Genomic DNA, 20356 nt, shown 5'->3' on the forward strand with positions numbered 1-20356 from the left:
CTGCGACACGCCGCCGTTATGACATAAGCATATGCGCTATAGCTCTGTCATCAATAAACGCCGCAACGTGGTCGGACGCGCCTTCAACAGAATCAAGCAATGGCGCGCCATCGCTACCGGATACGACGAACTCGCCCTGGCCTACCGCGCCGGGCTGCTCCTGACACTTATCACCGAATGGCTCCGACTATTGGGAGACACTGCCTAGGACCCGGCCTCGGGTTGCCCCGGCCCGGGACGGACACACATCACGCCGCCGCAGGGCTTGTCACTGAGGCCCGCGGGGTTGGGATGGACCGTCGGCCGCCGGTGCGCGGGGGCACGCAGTTCGTGACGGTTGCGGCTGCGTGGGCCGCGGGCAGTACGACGTCGTGTCACCGGGCGACCCCCGCACCGCCGCCGCGGGGGCGGCGCGGAGTGATCCGCACCCGGACCGCGCCGCCGGCTCGGGAATCGGCCGGGAAGGTTCCGGTAGCGCCCGGTGCCGCCTGGGGCGAACCTGTCGGTGGCCAGTAGTTCATGCCCACCAGTCTGGCGGATGCCCCCGCGGCCGGTCGCACCCGGGTTTACCCGGCGGACCTCGGCGCATACCCCGACCGCGGAGGCCGACCGGCTCAGGAGGCCAGCGCGCGCGGTGCCTCGACCACCGAGTAGTGACCGGCATCACCGGAGATGACGGTGCTCGGCCGGCCGTCGACACCCACCGGGATATCACCGGCAAGGGTGATCCGGGTCAGCCGGCGCGGCTGGCCGTCGTAATCGTTGACCGCGTAGTGCTGGGTGGCGCGGTTGTCCCAGATCGCGACATCGCCGAGTTGCCAATCCCAGCGCACCGTGTTCTCCAGCCGGATCACCCGGTCCTGGAGGATCCGGAACAGCGCCTGCGATTCGGTGGTCGAGAAGCCGGCGAAGTTCCGCACGAAATGGCCGAGCAGCAGCGCGCGTTCGCCGCTCTCCGGATGGACCCGCACCACCGGGTGCTCGGTTTCGTAGAGCGAGGACTCGAACTCGGCGCGGTGCTCCTTGGTCTTCTCGTCCGGGTGCTCACCGTGGCGGCCCACATAGTCGTAGACATTGGTGTGCACCGCCCGCAGGTTCTCCGCCAGCAGCCGCAGCGGCTCGGGCAGCGAATCGTAGGCGGCCACGGTGGAGGCCCAGGTGGTGGAGCCGCCGTAGGGCGGCAGGGTCACCGCCCGCAGGATCGACGCCTTCGGGATGCGGTCCACGAACGTGACATCGGTGTGCCAGCTGTTGGCGCTGCCGTATTCGGAGTCGATGGCCAGGGTCTTCTCGCCGTGCGAGGTGACCGTCGGATGCGGGGTGGTCGGGCTGCCGAGCAGTCCGGCGAACTCGTACTGGCCGTCTTCGGTGAGCTGATCCTGGCCGCGGAAGAAGATCACCTTGTGTTCCACCAGCGCCTTGCGGATGGCCTCGACGGCCGCCGGTCCGAGGTCACCGCCCAGTCGTACTCCGTCGATGCGCGCGCCGATCCTGGACCCGAGCTTGACCACGGTGGGGAGGATGGCGGGGGTGGCGTTTTCGGATGTCATGAGCACCTCACGGATCGAGAGCGGAATCGTTCGCTTCTCGAGCACACCACCGGGGTCCCGCACCGACCAGGATTGCGGTCGCGCTGATCACAACGGTGCCACCACCCGTGCGCGGGCCACCGTCGTGATCTCGTCCCGGGAGGCAGCGTCGGCCGGGAGGCGCGCGCCGCTAGCCCAGATGTTCGCGCAGATAGGCCAGATCGTCGGCGATACCCTCGGCGGGGGTTTCCAGCACCACCGGCGCGTCGGCGCTCCGGCACACCTCGGTGAGCAGATCCGGATCGATGGTGCCCTCGGCGAAATTGGCATGCCGGTCCGCGCCCGAATCGAACGCGTCCCGGGAGGAATTGAGGTGCACCAGATCGATCCGGCCCGTGATGCCCCGGATCCGCTCGACCACGCCGACCAGATCCTCCCCGCCTGCCCAGGCGTGACAGGTATCGAGGCAGAACCCGGCCCCGTATTCGCCGACCGCATCCCAGAGGCGGGCGATATTGTCGAAATGCCGGGCCATGGCGTGGTTGCCACCGGCGGTGTTCTCGATCAGGATCGGGACCGCGAAACCGCCCTTGTCCTGCTGGCGCTCGAAAAGTTTGCGCCAGTTGACGAAACCGGCCTCCATCTCGTCGTCATTGCGCACATGACCGCCGTGCACGACCAGCCCGAACGCGCCGAGATCGGCCGCCGCCCGCGCCTGCTGGGCCACCGCGTTACGCGACGGCATCCGCAGCCGGTTGTTGGTGCTGGCCACATTGATCTGATAGGAGGAATGGACCACCACATCGATCGGGCTGGCCAGGATCTGCTCGGTCGCCGGATGCGGTGTGGGTTTGTCCCAACTCTGCGGATCCACTACGAACAATTGGACGACATCGGCGCCGAGTCGCTCGCCGTACCCGATCGGGTCGCTCTCCGTGCGGACATGTGCTCCAATGCGCATGGCGTCAGACTATCGGCCCGAACCGACAACCGGCTCTCGTGTTGCGCCCGGGCGGTGCGGGAAGATACACCGGAAGACACGCGTACGACCCGACGAGGGGGAATCGGCCATGCTCGAGCCCGGTGACGACTTCGCGGGCTATGCCATCCGGCGGCGGCTGGGCGTCGGCGGGATGGGCATGGTGTTCCTCGCCCGGCACCCGCGGCTCCCGCGGCTGGTCGCGCTGAAACTGCTCAACCCGGACCTGTACCTGGACAGGGAGATCCGTCTGCGATTCGAACGGGAATCCGAACTGGCGGGCCGGCTCGAGCATCCCAATATCGTCACCGTCTACGACCGCGGCGCCGAGGGCAAACAGCTCTGGATCTCGATGCAGTACGTGCCGGGTTCGGATGCCTCGCTGGTGGATCTGCACGTCCTCGATCCCCGGCGGGCGGTCCAGATCGTCGCCGATACCGGGATCGCCCTGGACTTCGCCCACGCCAACGGGGTGCTGCACCGGGATGTGAAACCGGGCAACATCCTGCTCGCGAAGCCGCCCATCGGGCAGCCGGAACGGGTGCTGCTCACCGATTTCGGTATCGCGGGGGTGCGTGACGCCGAAACCACCATCGCCGCGGCGGACACCATCACCGCGACCCTGGCCTATGCCGCACCCGAACAGCTGACCGGCGCGAAACTCGACCACCGCGGCGACCAGTACTCACTGGCCTGCACCCTGTTCTGGCTGCTCACCGGGTCGGGGCCGTATCGCGGCAACAATCCGGCCGAGCTCATCCAGGCTCATCTGACCGCACCGGTGCCCCGGCTCACCCGGATCCGGCCGGGACTGCCCCCGGGGCTCGACGAGGTCCTCGCGCGGGCCCTGGCCAAGAATCCCGCCGACCGGTTCCTCAGCTGTACCGAATTCGCGACGGCCGCCGCGCGGACACTGCGCCCGCCGGGACCGCGTGGCGGGCCGCCGGGGGTCAGATTGCGGCCCGCGCAGCGGTATCCGGCGCCGACGGGACCCGCCCCGGGGTACGGATCGGGGGAGTTCCGGCAGCCCGGAACGCGGGGCGTGCCGGGCTATCCCGCCACCGAACACCGTCGCCCCGGTCCGCCGCCGCCGCGGTATCCGTCCACCGAGTACCCGCATCCGGGCGCGGCCCCGCCCTACCGGTCCGCCGAATACCGGCAGCCCGGTCCGCCGCCCGGCCCCGGCGGCCACCGGCCCCCGGCCACGGCCGGGCCGCAACCGGGTTCGGCCGAGTTCCGGCAGCCGAACCCCGACACCCGGCACGCGCCCGATACCGTGTCCCCGGCGGACGAACGGGCCACCCGCCCCGGCCGGGCGCACCGTTCGAATCCGGCCGAGCCGGCGATGATCGATCTGCCCGGCTTCCGCAACCTTCCCGGGGTGGCCCCGCCGGTGGCGCAACCGCCCCGGCCGCCCCGGGATCCAGGCGCGACGCCATAGCGCCGGGATCCCGTGTATCGGTGGTGGGTCGGCCCGGTGCCGGGGTTCCGGCGGCGTGCCGGTAGCGCAGTGCCGGTGTAGCGACCGTGTTGCGGCTGCGTATGCGGACCGGTGAGAGCCCTCGGCGCTCCATCGACTGCTGCTATGGTTTCGATGATTTCGCGTGCCCGGACCGCTGCGGTCCGGACACGCTTTTCGTCTACGCCTGCGTACCGGTGGGTCCCGGTCCCGCAGGCGGGAATTGGAGCAGACATGCTGGCCAACGGCGATGTTTTCGCCGGCTATGTCATCGACCGGCAACTCGGCCGGGGTGGGATGGGCTCGGTCTACCTCGCGAAACATCCGCGGCTGCCGCGGATGACAGCGCTCAAACTGCTGAACCGCGAGATGTTCTTCGACAAGGAGGTGCGCGCCAGGTTCGAACGGGAGGCCGATCTGGTCGCCCGCCTGGACCACCCCAATATCGTCACGGTCTACGACCGCGGTCTCGAAGACGAACAGCTGTGGATCTCGATGCAGTACATCGACGGTATCGACGCCGCCTCGGTGGATCCGCAGAAGTTGCCGCCCGAACGGGCTGTCCAGATCATCGCCGAAACCGCGTCCGCGCTCGACTACGCGCACGGTATGGGAGTGATGCACCGGGACGTGAAACCGGCCAATATCCTGCTGGCCCGCTCGACCGGCGGCCGTGGTGAACGGGTCTACCTGACCGATTTCGGTATCGCGCGCCTGCGCGACGACACCGGACACCTCACCCAGACCGGTACGTTCACGGCCACACTGGCCTACGCCTCACCCGAACAGCTCACCGGCGCCGACCTCGATCACCGCTCGGACCAGTATTCGCTCGCCTGTTCGCTGTACTGGTTGCTCACCGGCAGCGGGCCGTTCACCTCCACCAATCCGGCGGGGGTCATTCAAGGGCATCTGCAGTCACCGCCGCCGTCGCTGAGCGCGGCCCGGCCGGAACTGCCGCCGTCGCTGGACGCGGTCCTGGCCAAAGCGATGGCGAAGCGTCCCGATGACCGGTTCACCTCGTGCACCGAATTCGCCGAAGCCGCCAAACAGGCGCTCACCTCGCCGAGTTCTCCGGCGATCCCGCTGGCCGTACCGCCGCCCACCATGGTGAACCCGGCCTATCAGTCCGGGCCGTACAACAGCGGGGCGAATCAGTACCCGAGCACCGCGGCGCCCCAGCCCTACGCCGGGGGCGCACCGGCCCAGCCCTACGCGAGCAATGTGCAGGGTCAGCACTATGCCAGTGGTGTCCAGGGCCAGCCCTACGCGAGCAATGTGCAGGGTCAGCACTATGCCAGTGGTGTCCAGGGCCAGCCCTATGCCGGCGGGGCGCCGGGCCAGCAGTACGCGAGCGGATTCCAGCAGGGTCCCGGCGACGGGCACCAGCAGCCCTACGGTGGCACTCTCGGGTACACCACGCCCGTCGGCCAGCCGTACGGCGGCGGAACACCGGGCGGATACACCCAGCCCACGAGCTATCCGCAGCCGATGGCTCAGGTCCAGCAGGCGCCGCGCCCGCCCAAGTCGAACACCGGACTCATCGTCGCCATCTGTGTCGGGCTCGTGGTGCTGATCGGCGTCGTCATCGGCGTGGTGGCCCTCGCCGGGAGCGGCGGAGGCGGCGAAACGGACCCCACGGCCGCCGGAACCAGTACCCAGACCACCGTGGCCCCGGTACCCGCGACCGCGGACTCCATCAGCAAGGAATTCCCGCAGCTGGTGCCCGGGTCGACGTCCGAAGAAGTCGGGTACCACGACGCGAAATGCTGGGAGACCGACAACAGCTACACACCCAGCCCCGACGACGGCGAACCCGACTTCGGTAAATGGGCCTGGCAGTGGCGCTGCTACGGCGGTAACAACAACGACGATCCGTTCTACCGGATCTACGCCTACGCCTCCGCGGCCGAGGTGGAATCGGTGGTCAAGGGACTGCCCGCGACCTCGGAGAAGTCCACCGACGCCAACGGCGGCCAGACCTACACCAACTACACATGGGACAGCGACGGCCCGAAGATGGTCACGGTGTTCACCAACCATCCCGAACGAGCCCAGTACCTGATGTACACCGACGGCATCGTCGGCACCGTCGACGAGATGCTGACCTGGTGGAAGTCGGCACCACTGAACTGAGCGACGTAGCGACAACGGCGGGTCCCACGACAGGTGGGCCCGCCGTTTCGTTTTCTGGCGGTGGGTGTCATCCCACCCGCGTACGCGGCGACCCCGCAGGTGTAGGAGTGGTCAGGGCGATCCCGGATGGCGCCGCTCGCGGCGGCCCGACACACTGGACCCATGACTGCTCACGCTGTCGACGTGGACCCGGCCGAGCCGGGCACCCCGTCCACCGTCGCCGCCGGCGCCATCGAACTGACCAAGGTCTACGGGTCCGGGGATACGCGGGTCACCGCGCTGGACGCGGTAACGGTCGATTTCGCGCGGGGCGAGTTCACCGCGATCATGGGGCCGTCCGGCTCCGGGAAGTCGACCCTCATGCACTGTCTGGCGGGGTTGGACGAGGCCAGTTCGGGCCGGGTGCTGATCGGTGACATCGAGCTCACCGACCTGTCCGACAAACAGATGACCGCCCTGCGCCGGGACCGCGTCGGCTTCGTGTTCCAGGCGTTCAACCTGGTCCCGACATTGACCGCACTGGAGAACATCACCCTGCCGCTCGATATCGCCGGCCGACCCCCGGACTCGGAATGGCTGAACACGGTGCTGAAGCGGCTCGGTCTGGAGGACCGGCTGGGTCACCGGCCCAGCGAACTGTCCGGCGGCCAGCAGCAGCGGGTCGCCTGTGCACGGGCGCTGGCGGCTAAACCGCAGATTATTTTCGGTGACGAACCGACCGGCAACCTGGACTCCCACTCCTCCGGCGAGGTGCTGTCGATCCTGCGGGCGGCGGTGGACGAATTCGGCCAGACGGTCGTTATCGTCACCCATGAACCCACCGCCGCGGCCTACGCGGACCGCGTGGTCTTCCTGGCCGACGGCCGGATCGTGGACGAGATGCGCGATCCGACCGCCGACTCGGTGCTGGACCGGATGAAAGCCCTGGAGGTCCGGTGACGCACCCTGGAATGTGCGAGCGTCCCCGGCCGGCGCGGGCGGTCCGGTAGTGGCCGCCAATCCGATGCGCCGGGTGGCGCTGCGCAATCTCGCCGCGCACAAGGTGCGGCTGGTACTGACTCTGCTCTCGGTGGTACTCGGGACCGCGTTCATCGCGGGGTCGTTCGTCTTCACCGATACGCTGCAGCGCACCTTCGACGGGATCTTCGCCAATGAGGCCAAGGGCGTCGATGTGCGGGTGAGCCCGGAGGAGCGGCAGTCCGCCGGTATTCCCCAGGACGTGGTCGACCGGATCGCCGCCATGGACGGCGTTCGCACCGTGGCCCCCGGTATCGAGGGGTCGGTGGTGCTGCTCGATCCGTCCGGGAAGAAAGCGGTGCAGACCGGCGGCGCGCCCAGTTCAGGGCAGGCCTATATCTCGCCGCAGCAGGCGGTCGCCGAGCCCGATCCGTTCGTCGCCGGTGTACCCCCCGCCGAATCCGGCCAGTTCGCCCTCAACACCGGTGCCGCCGAACGGGCCGGCCTGAAGGTCGGGGACCACACCAAGGTGCTCGTCCCCTCCCACGGTGGTCCGATCGATGTCACGCTCACCGGCATCTACGCGCTGCCCGCGGATACCGGGGGCATGATCGGGCTGCAGTTCACCGAGGCCCAGGCCCGGGAACTGTTCACCGACGGGACCCACGTCGCCTACGTCGATATCGCGGCCGAGGGCATACCCGGAGACACCCTGCGTGACCGGCTGTCCATGCTGTACCCGGACTACAAGGTGCAGAACGGCGACCAGGTGCGCGCCGATATGCGGTCCCAGCTCTCCGAGGCGCTGAACTTCCTGAACTATTTCCTGCTGGCCTTCGGCGCCATCGCGCTGATCGTCGGCACCTTCATCATCTACAACACCTTCTCGATGCTGGTGGCGCAGCGGTTGCGCGAACTCGCGCTGCTGCGGGCCGTCGGCGCGAGCCGTGGTCAGGTGGGCCGGTCGGTGGTCGGGGAGGCGCTGGTCGTCGGCGTGCTCGGCAGTCTGCTCGGCCTGCTGGCCGGTATCGGGCTCGCCTACGGGCTCGCCGGGCTGCTCAACGCGTTCGATCTCGGATTGCCGACGGGCCGGATGGCCGTCCTGCCCCGGACCGTGGCGGTCGCCTTCGCGGTCGGCCTGCTGGTGACGGTGGTGAGCGCGTACGCGCCGGCCCGCCGTGCCTCCCGGATTCCGCCGGTCCAGGCCATGCGCGAGGAGTTCGCCTCCGCCGGTGACACCCTGCGGGCGCGCACGGTGACCGGCGCGGTACTGGCGGTCGCCGGCATCGTGCTGGTGGTGCTGGGCGCCCGCAACACCGGCGGCGGGGCGGCCGCCGTGGTGGGTGTCGGGGCGCTGGGCCTGATCCTGGCGGTGCTGTTCGCCTCGCCCGCGCTGTCGCGCCCGGTGCTGGCCGGACTGGGCCTGCTCATCCGGCCGTTCGGATCGATCGGACGGATGGCGCGCAATAATGCGACCCGCAATCCCCGCCGTACCGCTGCCACCGCGTTCGCGCTGACCCTGGGACTCATGCTGGTCACCGCCATCGGCATGCTCGGCGAATCGGCGAAGGTCAGCATCTCCCGAGTGGTGGACCAGGGCATCGAAGCCGACTACGTCCTCACCGGGCCGCAGATGATGGGCGTGCCGACCGACGCCGCCGACGCGGTGCGGTCGAAGGTGCCCGAGGCGGCGCAGACCGTGGGCTTGCGCGGACTGGCGCTGAAGATCGGTGACGACGACGAATTCGGGACCTCGCCCGACGGCCCCCTGGACCAGGTCGTGAACCTCGACATGCTGAGCGGTTCGGCGACCCTCGGCGACTCCGAAATCCTGCTCGGCCAGGACGAGGCGACCGAGCACGGCGTGACCACCGGTGACCGGCTACCGGTGAAAACCCTCGACGGTACGGAGATCCCGTTGACGGTGGCCGGGGTGTACACGGATTCGCGGGTCCTGGGGCCGCTGATGGTGCCGTCGACGGTCTACGAGCGGGCGGTTCCGATATCCCTGCGGGCCGATGTCGCGGTACTGATCAAGGCCCGCTCGGGGGCCGACCTCGCGTCCATGCGCACCGATCTGGAGCGCGCCACCGAGGAATTCGTGATCGTGCAGGTTATGGACCGCGAGGAGTTCAAGGGTGAGAACGCCAAGCAGATCAACAACCTGCTGGCCATCCTCTACGGTCTGCTCGCCCTGGCAGTGGTGATCGCGGTACTGGGCATCGTGAACACCCTGGCGCTTTCGGTGGTGGAGCGCCGCCGGGAGATCGGCATGCTGCGCGCGGTGGGCACCCAGCGGGCACAGGTACGCCGCACGATCTACCTGGAATCCATGTTGATCGCGGTGTTCGGGGCCCTCGTCGGGGCGATCCTGGGCCTGGGCCTGGGCGTCGGATTCCTGCGCACCCTGCGGGATCTCGGCCTGGACCAGATCGCGGTGCCGTGGGATCAGCTGGTGTACATGCTGGTCGGCTCCGCGATCGTGGGAGTACTGGCCGCGCTCTGGCCGGCGATCCGGGCCGCGCGCACCCCACCGCTGGCCGCGATCGCCGACCTGTGAGTCGGGCTCCGTGGCCCGGCCCGCTCGGGCCGGGCCACGGAGTGCGCGCACGGTTTCAGCGGTGCTCGGTTCCCCAGCGCATGAGATCCCCCCGGTTCAGCGCCTGGGCCAGCAGGTCCGGGAACCGGTCGGGGGTGCAGGCGAAGGCCGGCACGCCGAGTGCCGCCAGCGCCGCGGCGTTCTCGCGATCGTAGGAGGGCGCGCCGTCATCGGAGAGCGCCAGCAGTACCACCACCTGGACACCCGATTCCTTCATGGCGTGCACACGGCGCAGCATCTCCTCCCGGACCCCGCCCTCGTAGAGGTCGGAGATCAGGAAGAACAGGCTGTCGGTGGGACGGGTGATGAGCGACTGGCAGTAGGCGATGGCCCGGTTGATGTAGGTCCCGCCGCCGAGCTGGGTGCCGAACAGCACATCGACCGGGTCGGACAGCTTTTCGGTGAGGTCCACGACCTCGGTGTCGAAAACCACCAGTGAGGTGCGCAGCGATCGCATCGACGCCAGGACCGCGCCGAATACCGAGGAGTACACCACGCTGGAGGCCATGGAACCGGATTGGTCGATCGCCAGGATCACATCACGATGCACCGCCTGGGCCCGCCGACCGTAACCCACCAGCCGTTCGGCGATGATGGTGCGCTGCTCGGGCAGGTAATTGGCGAGGTTCTTGCGAATGGTGCGGTCGAAATCGATATCGCGCGGTTTGGGCCGGGAGGTGCGGGCGGACCGGTTGAGCGCCCCGCTCACCGCGGCCACGGTACGGGTCGCGATCCGTTGCTCGATCTCCTTGACCACCTTCGATACCACCATCCGAGCGGTGGCCTTGGTGGTTTCCGGGATGACCCGGTTCAGGCTCAGCAGCGTGCCGACCAGATGCACATCGGGTTCGACCGCCTCCATGAGTTCCGGTTCCAGCAGCAGCTGGGTGAGGTTCAGCCGCTCCACCGCGTCCCGCTGCACCACCTCCACCACGGTCGACGGGAAGTAGGTGCGGATATCACCGAGCCACCGCGCGACCCGCGGCGCCGACCCGCCCAGGCCGCCGGCCCGATCACCACGGGAGCCGCCACCGTTGTCGTAGACCGCGCCGAGGGCTTTGTCGATGGCCTTGTCGTCGGCGGTGCCGAGTCCGCCGAGCGCCGGTTCGGCGGCCGCGCCGAGCACCAGGCGCCAGCGGCGCAGCCGGGCCTCGTCGGTGAGACCGTGCAGTGGGGTGGTATTCAAGCGGGGACTCCCAGGATGTCGGCGACGGTGCGCAGGGCGAGCAGGCCGCGGGCCGGATCGGTTTCGGCGGCCCCGGGAGCGGTCGCGGCCGGGCGGCCGTCGCGCACGGCTTCGCCGATCGCGCGGCGCTCCCCGGATTCGAAGGCGCCGAAGGTGCGGCGCAGCAGCGGTACCACCTCGACGAACTGCTCCTCGGACAGACCGGCGAGCCAGCCGTCGATGAGCCGCAGCAGGGCACGATCGTGGACCAGCACCAGGCCGCGGCCGCCGACGAAACCGTCGACCCAGGCGGCCTTCGCGGCGGCGGTGTGGCCGACCGACAAAGCCGCCGCCAGCCGCCGGGCCGCCTCCTCGGTATCGATCCGGTCGGCGTCGCAGAGCAGGCGTACCGTCCGGCCGACCAGCAGGCCGTGCACATCGGGCCGGTCGGCCAGCCGGGCGAGTACCGACAGCCATTGTTCGGTGGATTCGGCGTGGTCCCGGGTATGGACGGCGGTGGTGGCGGTATCGAGCTGATCGCGCAGCGCCGCGGCGGTGTCGTCGCCGAGTCCGGTGACCGCGGCGGGCAGGCCGGCGCAGATGCGGACCAGCATGCTGTCGGCGACATGGGTCAGCGCCGAGGTATCGGTGCCGCGGACGTCTCCGTACCGCAGCGTGCGCAACAGACCGGGCAGCGCGGCCAGCAGATGGGTCATATCGTGGTCCACCGCGGCCGCCGAACCGAGCCGGGTGATCAGCCCGTCGAGCGCGCCCGGCAGTTCGGCGAGCAACGCGAATTCCAGCGCCTCGGTGAGTTCGGTGACCCCGCTGCCGGACCGCGCGGCCGTATCGAGGATCTTCGCCTCGGCCGCCGCCTGCACCGTGGTACCCCAGCGGGAGGCCTCGATCACCCGGACCGCGAACTCCGGTTCCCAGCGCAGTTCCCAGGTCTCCCGGAACGTACCCTTCGACTGCACGGTACCGGCGCCGGGTGTACCCCAGTGCACGCCGAGCAGCCGGAGCCGGTGCAGCAGCCTCGATCTGCCGATATCGCGTTCTTTACGCAGGTCCAGGTCCAGCGTGCGGACCAGCGCTTCCTGTTTCAGCCGCAGGGTACGGGCCGCGGCCCGCAGATCGGCTTCCAGCGGTACGGTCGGCGCCTCGGGCGGTACCGCGCCGAGTGACTCGCCCACCACCAGCTCCGTCCCGACCAGACGCAGCGCCGTATCGTCGCCCTCGCACAGCACCGCGCGGGTCGCCTCGGTGACCTCGGAGAGCCCGGCCAGCGGCCGCGCCCGCAGGGCCGCCAGCGTTTCCGCGAGCCGTACGGCCTCGATGATGTGGGCACTGGAGACCGGCAGGTCGTGGGCGCGCAATACGCCCGCGACCCTGGTGAGCCAGGACGCGATCGGGCGCTCGGTCTCGGTGAACAGATGGTGGTACCACCCGGGCGAGGTGACTCCCGCGCCGTAACCGGACGCGGCGGCGAGCCGCGAATGCGTCCACGGCACCCAGGTCAGGGTTGCTTTGACCTTCGGCAAGCCTTTCAACAGGCGGAGATCCGCGGCGGCGGGTCCGAGCGGTTCCTGGAGCGCGGGGGCGTGCCAGGCGCCGCAGACCACGGCGATCCGGCGGGCGCCGTCCTTGCGCGCCTTGCGCAGTACCTGCCGCATATGGGCTTCGCGGATCAGGGTGTGCCGGTCGAGGATCAGCGGTTCGGGTTGCGGGGGCGCCGACTCCGGACCGTCGGTCTCGTCGGGTGCGGGGGTCGGGGACTCGCCGGGATGTTCGGCAGCCGGTGCGGCGCCGGGATCGCCGTTGCCGACCTCATCGGCGGAGGCGGCTTGGAACTCGCCGGCCGGTGGAGCCTCCGGATCGGCGGTACCGCCCTCGGTTTCGGGCGCACCGGTCGGGCCGATGACCGTTCCGGTTTCCGGTTCGATGATCGCGGTCTCGCGGAGCGCGGCCATGGCCTCGGTGATGGCCTCGAATGTCCCGCTGTCCGAAGTCGATTCGACCACCGCGTCCCACCAGCGTTCGGCATCGTCGTAGCCGCCCGCGGCCGCCAGTTCGGCCAGTGCGTCACGGCCACCGGCGCGGTCGTCGACGGCCAGGACCTGGGCGGCGGGTAGATCGCAGAACCGGACGGGTACCTCGTTGTCGACCGCGTAGCGCAGCGCCTGCCATTCCGGGGAGAACACCGCATACGGCCAGAACGCGGCCCGGGCCGGTTCGTCGGAGACATAACCGAGCAGGGCGACCGGCGGCGCCATCGACGCGGCGGCGGTATGGACCACCAAGGGGTCGGCGTCCGCCGGGCCCTCGATCAGGATGGTGTCGGGCCGGAACTCCTCCAGTGCCAGGCGCAACGACCGCGCCGAACCGGGGCCGTGATGCCGTATCCCGAAGACCCGGGTCTCTCCGGGTTCGGCCGCCTGCGCGCGGCTCATCCGTTGATCTCCCGGCAGGCGCGGTAGAAATCGGACCATTCGCGACGTTCGCGCACCACGGCCTCGAGGTACTCGGTCCACACCACCGAATCGGCTACCGGATCCTTGACGACCGAACCGATCACCGCGCCCGCGATATCGGCGGCCCGCAGCACACCGTCACCGAAATGCGCCGACAGCGCCATACCGTTGGTGATCACGGAGATGGCCTCGGCCGTGGAGAGCGTGCCCGACGGAGACTTCAGCTTGGTCCGGCCGTCGGCGGTGAGGCCCGTGCGCAGCTCCCGGAAGATACGCACCACCCGGCGCACCTCCTCGGCGGCGGCCGGGACCTCGGGCAGTTCCAGCGCCGAACCCAGCTGTTCGACCCGGCGGGTCACGATATCGATCTCGTCGGCTTCGCTGCCGGGCAACGGGAGGACGACGGTGTTGAACCGGCGGCGCAGTGCGGAGGACAGTTCGTTCACGCCGCGGTCGCGGTCGTTGGCGGTCGCGATGATGTTGAAACCCTTGGCGGCCTGCACTTCCATCCCGAGTTCGGGAACCGGCAGGGTCTTCTCCGACAGAATGGTGATCAGCGCGTCCTGGACATCCGACGGGATCCGGGTGAGTTCCTCGAGCCGGGCGATGGCACCGGTGCGCATCGCGTTCAAAATCGGCGAGGGCACCAGCGCGGCATCGCTGGGACCCTCGGCGAGCAGCCGGGCGTAGTTCCAGCCGTACCGGATGGCTTCCTCGGCGGTCCCCGAGGTGCCCTGGACCAGCAGGGTGGACGACCCGCTGATGGCAGCCGAGAGATGTTCGGAGACCCAGGTCTTCGCGGTGCCGGGGACACCGAGCAGCAGCAGGGCGCGATCGGTCGCCAGGGTCGCGACGGCGACCTCCATCAGCCGGCGCGGTCCCACGTATTTGGGGCTGATCACGGTGCCGTTGGGCAGGGCGCCGCCCAGCAGATAGGTGACCACAGCCCACGGTGACATGGTCCACGACGGCGGGCGCGGACGATCGTCCACGGCGATCAGGGCGCGCAGTTCGTCGGCGAATGCCTGTTCGGCGTGCGGGCGCAGCAGCGCCGGGGCGGGTTCGGTGACGGTGTTCATTTCAGCTCCTCGAGCATTGCGGATCGTTGGTGGAGGTCGTGGGCGAGCAGTCCGAGGGCCGCGGCCCAGTCGTCGGCTTCGCAGCGGCCCGCCAGCGCGGTGACCTCGCCCGCGCAGTCGGGTGGCAGATGGAGGGTGGCGGTGTGCAACAGCGAACGGTGCGCGCTGGGGTAGGTGCCCGGCGCGCCCCGCCGGGCCGCGGCGGTCCGGGCCCGTTCCTCGAACAGGTGCAGGAGATGCCGGGCCAGTTCCGGAGGCCAGGGGTGGGCCACCGCGGGCAGCAGGGATTCGAGTTCGGACAGCCAGGAGGTACCGAGCCGCAGCAGATGGCGCAGCTGGTCGCCGGGCGGGAGCAGCGCGAACAGTTCACGACGGCGCAGGATCGCCAGGTTCGACGGCATCCCGGCGGTGAACAGGGCCTCTCCCCAGCGGGTATCGCGCTGGGCGAGGGCGGCATCCATCCAGCCGTCGAACAGCGGCTGCCGGAAACGGTCGTCCACGTGGGTCACGACCGCGCGTACCGGCGGACCCAAGGGGCCGGTCCAGTAGCTCAGCGGTAGCGCGGCCACGAGTTTCCGCAGCCGGGTCGCCGCCAGATCGGGTTGCCCGTTCCAGCGGTAACCGAATTCCGTGGTGCCGTCGGTGAAACCGTCGCGGATCGCCGATTCGTCCAGCGTCTCCGGGATGCCGACGAACAGCTCGGTTCCCTGACCCGCACCGGCATCGCCGCATTTGATCCAGTCGGCGGCGCGTGCGGCCATCCGCTCGGCGAACGCCGAGGCGGGTAGCCGGGCCAGCAACTCGGCGGCGGTACGGCGCACATCACCGCGCCGATCGCCCAGCGCCCGATCGAGCAGTTCCTCGTCCGCGGCGCTCAGCCCGTCGGCGAGTACCCCGAGCAGTTCGGCCTTCGGCGCGCCCGATTCCCGCGGCCACGCCTCGGTCAGGGCCGCGCGTGCGGCAGCCGGATCCCGGTGTCGCAGCGCGATCAGCCAGGCGAGCCGTTCCGGCGGTCGGCCCAGGTGCCAGGTCTCCTCGGTGGGTTCGGGCTCGGCGGTATCCCGCCGCGCCAGATCGTGCCAGCGCGGAATCCATTCGGCCAGCCAGCGGCCGCGGGTGCCGGCCAGCCGCAGGGCCGCCTCGCGCGATTCGCCGTTGCCCGCGGCGAATTCGAGCAGCGGTCCCACCAGCCGGTGCGGGGCGCGGTACTCGTGCGGTGCGGCGGCGGCGAACCATTCGGACAGGAATTCGGGCCGGGATTCGATCAGCAGGGCCAGCCGGTCGGCGGCCGCACGGGGGAGTGCCGGTCGCGGGTCGTCGGCGGCCGGCGCACCGGATACCTCGACCCGGCGGGGCAGATAGCCGCCGCGCGCCCAGGCCAGCTCCAGCGCGGTGGTCGCGAGCAGGCGCTGCGCGGCATCCCGCTCCGGAAGCGCCGCGACGGCCGCGGCGACCTGTGCACCGATCCCCGACGGTGTGCCCGCGCCGCGTGCGGTACCCAGCAGGGCGATCGACGCCGCCTCCGGTGTGGCGGCGACGGCGGAGCCGGCGGCATCCGCGGCGGGCCCGGCATCGTGGAAATCTCCGTCGGCCAGGACGGAGATCAGCTCCAGCCGCCGGCCCGTCCAGAGACCGAAGACGGTCACCGGCCGGCCGCCGGACAGCGCGAGCAGCCGCCACGGTTGTGCGGGCTCCGCGAGTGGCAGCGCGGTACCGTCGGATTCGCCGATCAGCCAGTCCTCGCCCTGCCGGACAGGTGTCACCCCGCGCAGCAGCACAGGCCAGGACTCCAGCCACGGATCGGCGGCCGCCGCCGTCGCGAAATCCGTCAGCGCCGCGGCGACGGTCCCCGATCCGGCGGTCTCCGGTGGTTCCGCGGCGGTGGCTGCCGCCTCGCCCCGGGCCGATCCGGCCACCGCGCGCAGCGGCGCCGCGACCGGATAGAAGTGCACCGCGTACTCGGCCGCGAGGCCGATCGGGGGGGTGTTCGCGGGGAAGACGGGCGAGCCGAAAGAATGATCCACCAGCAGTGCCCACCGGCCGGTGCGCATGCCGTGCAGCCAGGTCCGGCGGGTGTGCAGCCGGTCTTCTTCCTCGGTGCGCATGCCGACGGTCAGCCACCGATCGGTCACCGGGGGTTCGGCCTGCACCGTCTCCGCCGGAACCGGATAGCCGATATGGCTGCGGACGGCGGCCGCCAGCGGTGCGGGCAGCGTGTCCGATCGCGTATGGGCGGTGATGAGCAGGTGCAGCCACGCGAACCGGCCCAGCAGCACCTCCGGCCAGTTCGCCCGGCGCACCACCGCGTCGGGCAGGCGGCGCACCGCGGCGGCCGGGCCGGGCGCCTGGGCGTCCACCAGCCGCGCTGCCACCGCCTCGAACGCCGCGTGGGAGCGATCTGTCTGGGCCAGTCCGGTGCGGATCTGGTCGGTGAGCCAGGTATCGAGTTCGGCCAGGCCGGCTTTCACCCGTTCCTGCCGCTGCTGCGCGGTGGCCGGATCGCCGCCGCGCGGCGGTTTCGGGGGAGCGGCTGCCTTCGCGGCGCGCCGGCCGATCCATTCGGCGGCGAAATCGGCTGTTTCGGCGGACTCCGCCACCGTGCCCACAGACCAGATCAGCAGTAGTGACAGGCCGTGTTTGCACGGGAATTTGCGGCTCGGGCAGGAGCAGCGGAAAGCGGGCCCGGCCAGATCGATGATCGTCTGGTACGGAGTTTGCCCGCTGCCTTTGCACAATCCCCACAGTGTGGTCCCGGACCAGCCGGTGCCGGACCATTTTCCGGCCAGTTTGCGGGCGGCGGTGAGGGAACTCGTATCGGGCGCGAGTGCTGTCACCTGGTTCTCGCTCCACCGTTGTGTCATCCGGCGGACTCGTTTCGGTCGGTCATGATGCCCCGTCTCTCGGTCGAGAGATTTCTATCGCACCGCACCGACAGAATTTCTCCGCGGCATGGTCACTGATGGAAGAGCTTGGCGCCGAACCGGATTCGAGGCGCTGGGCAATATCGCAAATGTTGCGTGATCCGATCGAGTCTGGCATTCTGTTCTGTTCGGCCAGCCCGAGCCACCCCTGAAGGGTGACACACCGACGAGCTGCCCGACGGGGTTGGCGAGGGGTGGCCATCGGCAGCCGGTCGGGTCGGCCGATGACCAGATCCCATCCCCGCGGGCACGTTCGAGCCGCCGGCCGTGCGTACTTCCCCGCGCTCGGTTCCGGCGCGGTGTATCGCAACCGTCCGGGACGGAGCCGAGAACCGGCTCTGTCCGGAACGGCCGCTATCGGGTAGCGTTCCGCACAGCTTTCGACCGTACGACCACACACGGGGGCTCGACAGGCGTGTGGCCTCGAGGGGGTGGAGAACTTCCGTGAACTCTGTGCGTGAGGAATCCGGGGCGACATCCGTCCGGCCCGCCGACGTGATAACGCGCCGCGTCGATGCGGATCCGGATATTCCCGCCGCGGTGGCCGCGCTCGTGCGCGCGGCCCTCGATCCGCCGCCCGGATCCGCCGAATCGACCGCGAACGCAACGAGTTCCGGCCTCGACGGCGTCTTTCTGCGCGCCATCCGGGTGCGGGGGTTCCGTGGTATCGGGCCGGAGACCACGCTCGAACTGCCCACCGGCCCGGGGCTGACGCTGGTGACCGGCCGCAACGGCAGCGGGAAATCGAGTTTCGCCGAAGCCGCGGAACTCGCGTTGACCGGCGGCAACCGGCGCTGGGACGGCCGTTCGACCGCATGGCGCGAGGGCTGGCGCAACCTGCACCGGTCCGGCCCGGTCCGGGTGGAACTGGAACTGCGCACCGACGGCCCGGAACCCGCGCTGACCGTCGCCCGGGAATGGGACGCCGAGGAACCGCTGCCGGGCGGCACCTGGACCCAGCGGCACGGGGACGGGCCCGCGCAGGTGTTCGCGAGCGGTGACTGGGCGCTGCCCATGGAGTTGTACCGGCCTTTCCTGTCCTACAGCGAACTCGGCGCGCTGGTGGACGGGAAGCCCAGCGAACTGTTCGACGCGCTGCACCAGTTGCTCGGTCTGGACGAACTGATCGTCGCGCACGAGCGAATCCGGGTCCGCCGCCTGGACCTCGAGCGCGCGGCCCGGACCGCGCGCCGGGACAGGCAGACCCTGCTGACCGAACTCGCCGAGGTCACCGATCCGCGCGCGCGGCGCGCGGTCGCGCTGTTGCGCGAACCGGCCCCCGATATCGCCGCGCTCGAGACTTTGGTGGGGGATACCGCCGGCGGGCCGGAACCGGCCGCGTTGCGCGCGGTACTCGCCCTCGAGCTGCCGTCGGCCGGGCGGATAGCCGCGCTGGCGGCCCGGATCTCCACCGCGGCTGCCGCGGTCGCCGCGGCAACCTCACCCGAAATGGCCGCGGACCTGCGCGTCCTCGACGTATTGCGGGCCGCGTACGCGCATGTCACCACGCACGGGCCGCCCGCTGCCGATCCGGCGTTCTCGTCGGCCGGATCACGGACGGGCCCGGATGCCGACGATCACCGCACCGCGCCGTGTCCCGTCTGCGGTGGCGGCACGCTGGATCGGCAGTGGTCGCTCGATACCGCGGCCGCGATCGACGGACTGTCGGTACGGACGGCGGATCTCGTCCGGGCCCGCGACGAGCTCACCCGGGCGCTGGCGGAACTGCGGGTGCTCACGGGCGAACATCCGCCGGCGCTGGCCGCGGCGGAGACGGCAGGCCTCGATACCGTGGCGCTGGGCGAGGCCTGGGTCCGCTGGGTCGGTCTGCCCGAATCCGGGGAGCCGCACGAACTGCCCGGCCGGTTACGCGCCGAGCACGAGCATCTGTCCGCGGAACTGGATTTCGCCCAGCAGTGCGCCGGTAAGGAGCTGGACCGGCTCGACGAGGCCTGGGCACCGTTCGCGCCGCGCCTGAGTGCCTGGCTCCAACTCACCCGCACGGTCACCGCGCAGGCCGCGGAACGACAGACCACCCGCGCGGCCGAGGAGTGGTTGAAAGCGGCCACCGCACGGGTGCGTGACGAGCGGCTGGCCCCGCTGGCCGGGACCGCCCGGTGGGTGTGGCAGACCCTGCGCCAGCAGAGCAGCGTCGAACTCGGCGGCATCCATTTGCAGGGCAACGCGAACAGCGCGCGCCGGGTGCAGCTGGAGGTGACCGTGGACGATGTGGACGGCGCCGCGCTCGGGGTGATGAGCCAGGGCGAGTTGCACGCGCTCGGCCTGGCCCTGTTCCTGCCGCGGGCGACCGTCGCGGCGAGCCCGTTCCGGTTCGTGGTGATCGACGATCCGGTCCAGGCGATGGATCCCGCCAAAGTGGACGGGCTGGCCCGGGTGCTGGCCACTGTCGCCTGGGAACGCCAGGTGGTGGTGTTCACCCACGACGACCGGCTCGCCGAGGCAGTGCGCCGGATGCAGATCGACGCCCGGATCGTCGAGGTGCAGCGCCGGGAACGCTCGGTGGTGGAGGTCCGGCTGTCCAGCGACCCGGTTCACCGCTACCTCGACGACGCGCGCGCTCTGCTGCGCACTCCGCAGCTGCCCCGGACCATCGCCGACGAACTCGTCGCGACCTGCTGCCGTTCCGCGCTGGAGGCGGCGAGCCTGGCCCGGGCCAAGCGGGTGCTGCTCGGCGGCGGGATGGATCACCGGGAGGTCCAGCGGCGGATCGACCGGGCCCAATCGACCCGGGCAATGGTCACCCTCGCGGTGCTGGGTCCCGGGCACCGGATCGAGGATCTGAACAAACAGCTGGCCAAGGAGGGGCGCTGGGCGGTCGAGGTTGTGCGCGATGCCACCGCCGGCGCCCATGTACCGATCGACCGCGATCTCGCCGAGCTGATCGCCGATACCGAACGTTTCGCCGAGTGGCTGGCGGGGTGAGCGGACGCCGGGACCGGGGCTCGGGGCGGCGCGGAGGCGACGGCCGGAGCCGCGGCCCGCGGACCGACGGCCGGCCGGTGCGGCCCCGCCCCGCCGAGGACCCCGTGCCGCGGCCCGG

11 protein-coding genes and 1 pseudogene are annotated in these 20356 nt (G+C 70.4%); 6 read left to right on the forward strand and 6 right to left on the reverse strand.

Going from position 1 to position 20356, the window contains the following annotated elements; genetic code table 11:
* Positions 1 to 61: 61 nt before the first annotated feature.
* A pseudogene (locus tag AB0H42_RS26980) lies at positions 62 to 208 on the forward strand (IS5 family transposase); the annotation flags it as partial.
* Positions 209 to 614: 406 nt separating this feature from the next.
* On the opposite strand, the gene AB0H42_RS26985 reads toward AB0H42_RS26980, so the two are convergent.
* On the reverse strand, positions 615 to 1550 hold the full coding sequence (locus tag AB0H42_RS26985; protein WP_357060832.1) for a TauD/TfdA family dioxygenase: 936 nt from the start codon (positions 1548 to 1550) through the stop codon (positions 615 to 617).
* A gap of 169 nt (positions 1551 to 1719) precedes the next feature.
* A complete protein-coding gene (locus AB0H42_RS26990) occupies positions 1720 to 2490 on the reverse strand; it encodes a deoxyribonuclease IV (protein WP_357060835.1) in 771 nt (256 codons plus the stop codon).
* Between the two features lie 109 nt (positions 2491 to 2599).
* On the opposite strand from AB0H42_RS26990, the gene AB0H42_RS26995 reads away from it, so the two are divergent.
* From AB0H42_RS26995 to AB0H42_RS27010, 4 genes are all read left to right on the forward strand, one after another.
* A complete protein-coding gene (locus tag AB0H42_RS26995; protein ID WP_357060837.1) occupies positions 2600 to 3949 on the forward strand; it encodes a protein kinase in 1350 nt (449 codons plus the stop codon).
* Between the two features lie 252 nt (positions 3950 to 4201).
* Positions 4202 to 6103 (forward strand): protein kinase, encoded by a 1902-nt coding sequence (locus AB0H42_RS27000; RefSeq protein ID WP_357060840.1) that lies wholly within the window; start codon positions 4202 to 4204, stop codon positions 6101 to 6103.
* A gap of 162 nt (positions 6104 to 6265) precedes the next feature.
* Positions 6266 to 7042: an ABC transporter ATP-binding protein gene (locus AB0H42_RS27005; RefSeq protein ID WP_357060841.1), complete on the forward strand. Its 777-nt coding sequence runs from the start codon at positions 6266 to 6268 to the stop codon at positions 7040 to 7042.
* A gap of 64 nt (positions 7043 to 7106) precedes the next feature.
* Positions 7107 to 9620, forward strand: a complete 2514-nt coding sequence (locus tag AB0H42_RS27010) for an ABC transporter permease (RefSeq protein WP_357060902.1) — start codon at positions 7107 to 7109, stop codon at positions 9618 to 9620.
* Positions 9621 to 9675: 55 nt separating this feature from the next.
* Here AB0H42_RS27010 and AB0H42_RS27015 read toward each other — a convergent pair whose 3' ends face one another.
* Genes AB0H42_RS27015 through AB0H42_RS27030 form a run of 4 tightly spaced genes read right to left on the reverse strand, consistent with a single transcriptional unit; the run spans position 9676 to position 17235 of the window.
* The gene (locus AB0H42_RS27015) at positions 9676 to 10845 is read right to left on the reverse strand and encodes a VWA domain-containing protein (RefSeq protein WP_357060844.1); all 1170 of its coding nucleotides are present in this window, start codon (positions 10843 to 10845) and stop codon (positions 9676 to 9678) included.
* Positions 10842 to 13274, reverse strand: coding sequence for a DUF5682 family protein (locus AB0H42_RS27020; RefSeq protein ID WP_357060847.1), 2433 nt, complete (start codon positions 13272 to 13274; stop codon positions 10842 to 10844). Before AB0H42_RS27020 ends, AB0H42_RS27015 begins: the two co-directional genes overlap by 4 nt.
* Positions 13271 to 14374, reverse strand: coding sequence for an AAA family ATPase (locus tag AB0H42_RS27025; RefSeq protein WP_357060849.1), 1104 nt, complete (start codon positions 14372 to 14374; stop codon positions 13271 to 13273). Before AB0H42_RS27025 ends, AB0H42_RS27020 begins: the two co-directional genes overlap by 4 nt.
* Positions 14371 to 17235 (reverse strand): DUF5691 domain-containing protein, encoded by a 2865-nt coding sequence (locus tag AB0H42_RS27030; protein ID WP_357060852.1) that lies wholly within the window; start codon positions 17233 to 17235, stop codon positions 14371 to 14373. Before AB0H42_RS27030 ends, AB0H42_RS27025 begins: the two co-directional genes overlap by 4 nt.
* 504 nt (positions 17236 to 17739) lie before the next feature.
* Between AB0H42_RS27030 and AB0H42_RS27035 the strand changes: the two genes are divergently transcribed.
* Positions 17740 to 20238: an AAA family ATPase gene (locus AB0H42_RS27035; RefSeq protein ID WP_357060853.1), complete on the forward strand. Its 2499-nt coding sequence runs from the start codon at positions 17740 to 17742 to the stop codon at positions 20236 to 20238.
* The last annotated feature ends 118 nt before the right edge of the window (positions 20239 to 20356 follow it).

The organism is Nocardia sp. NPDC050799, from assembly GCF_040654015.1.
GTDB lineage: Bacteria > Actinomycetota > Actinomycetes > Mycobacteriales > Mycobacteriaceae > Nocardia.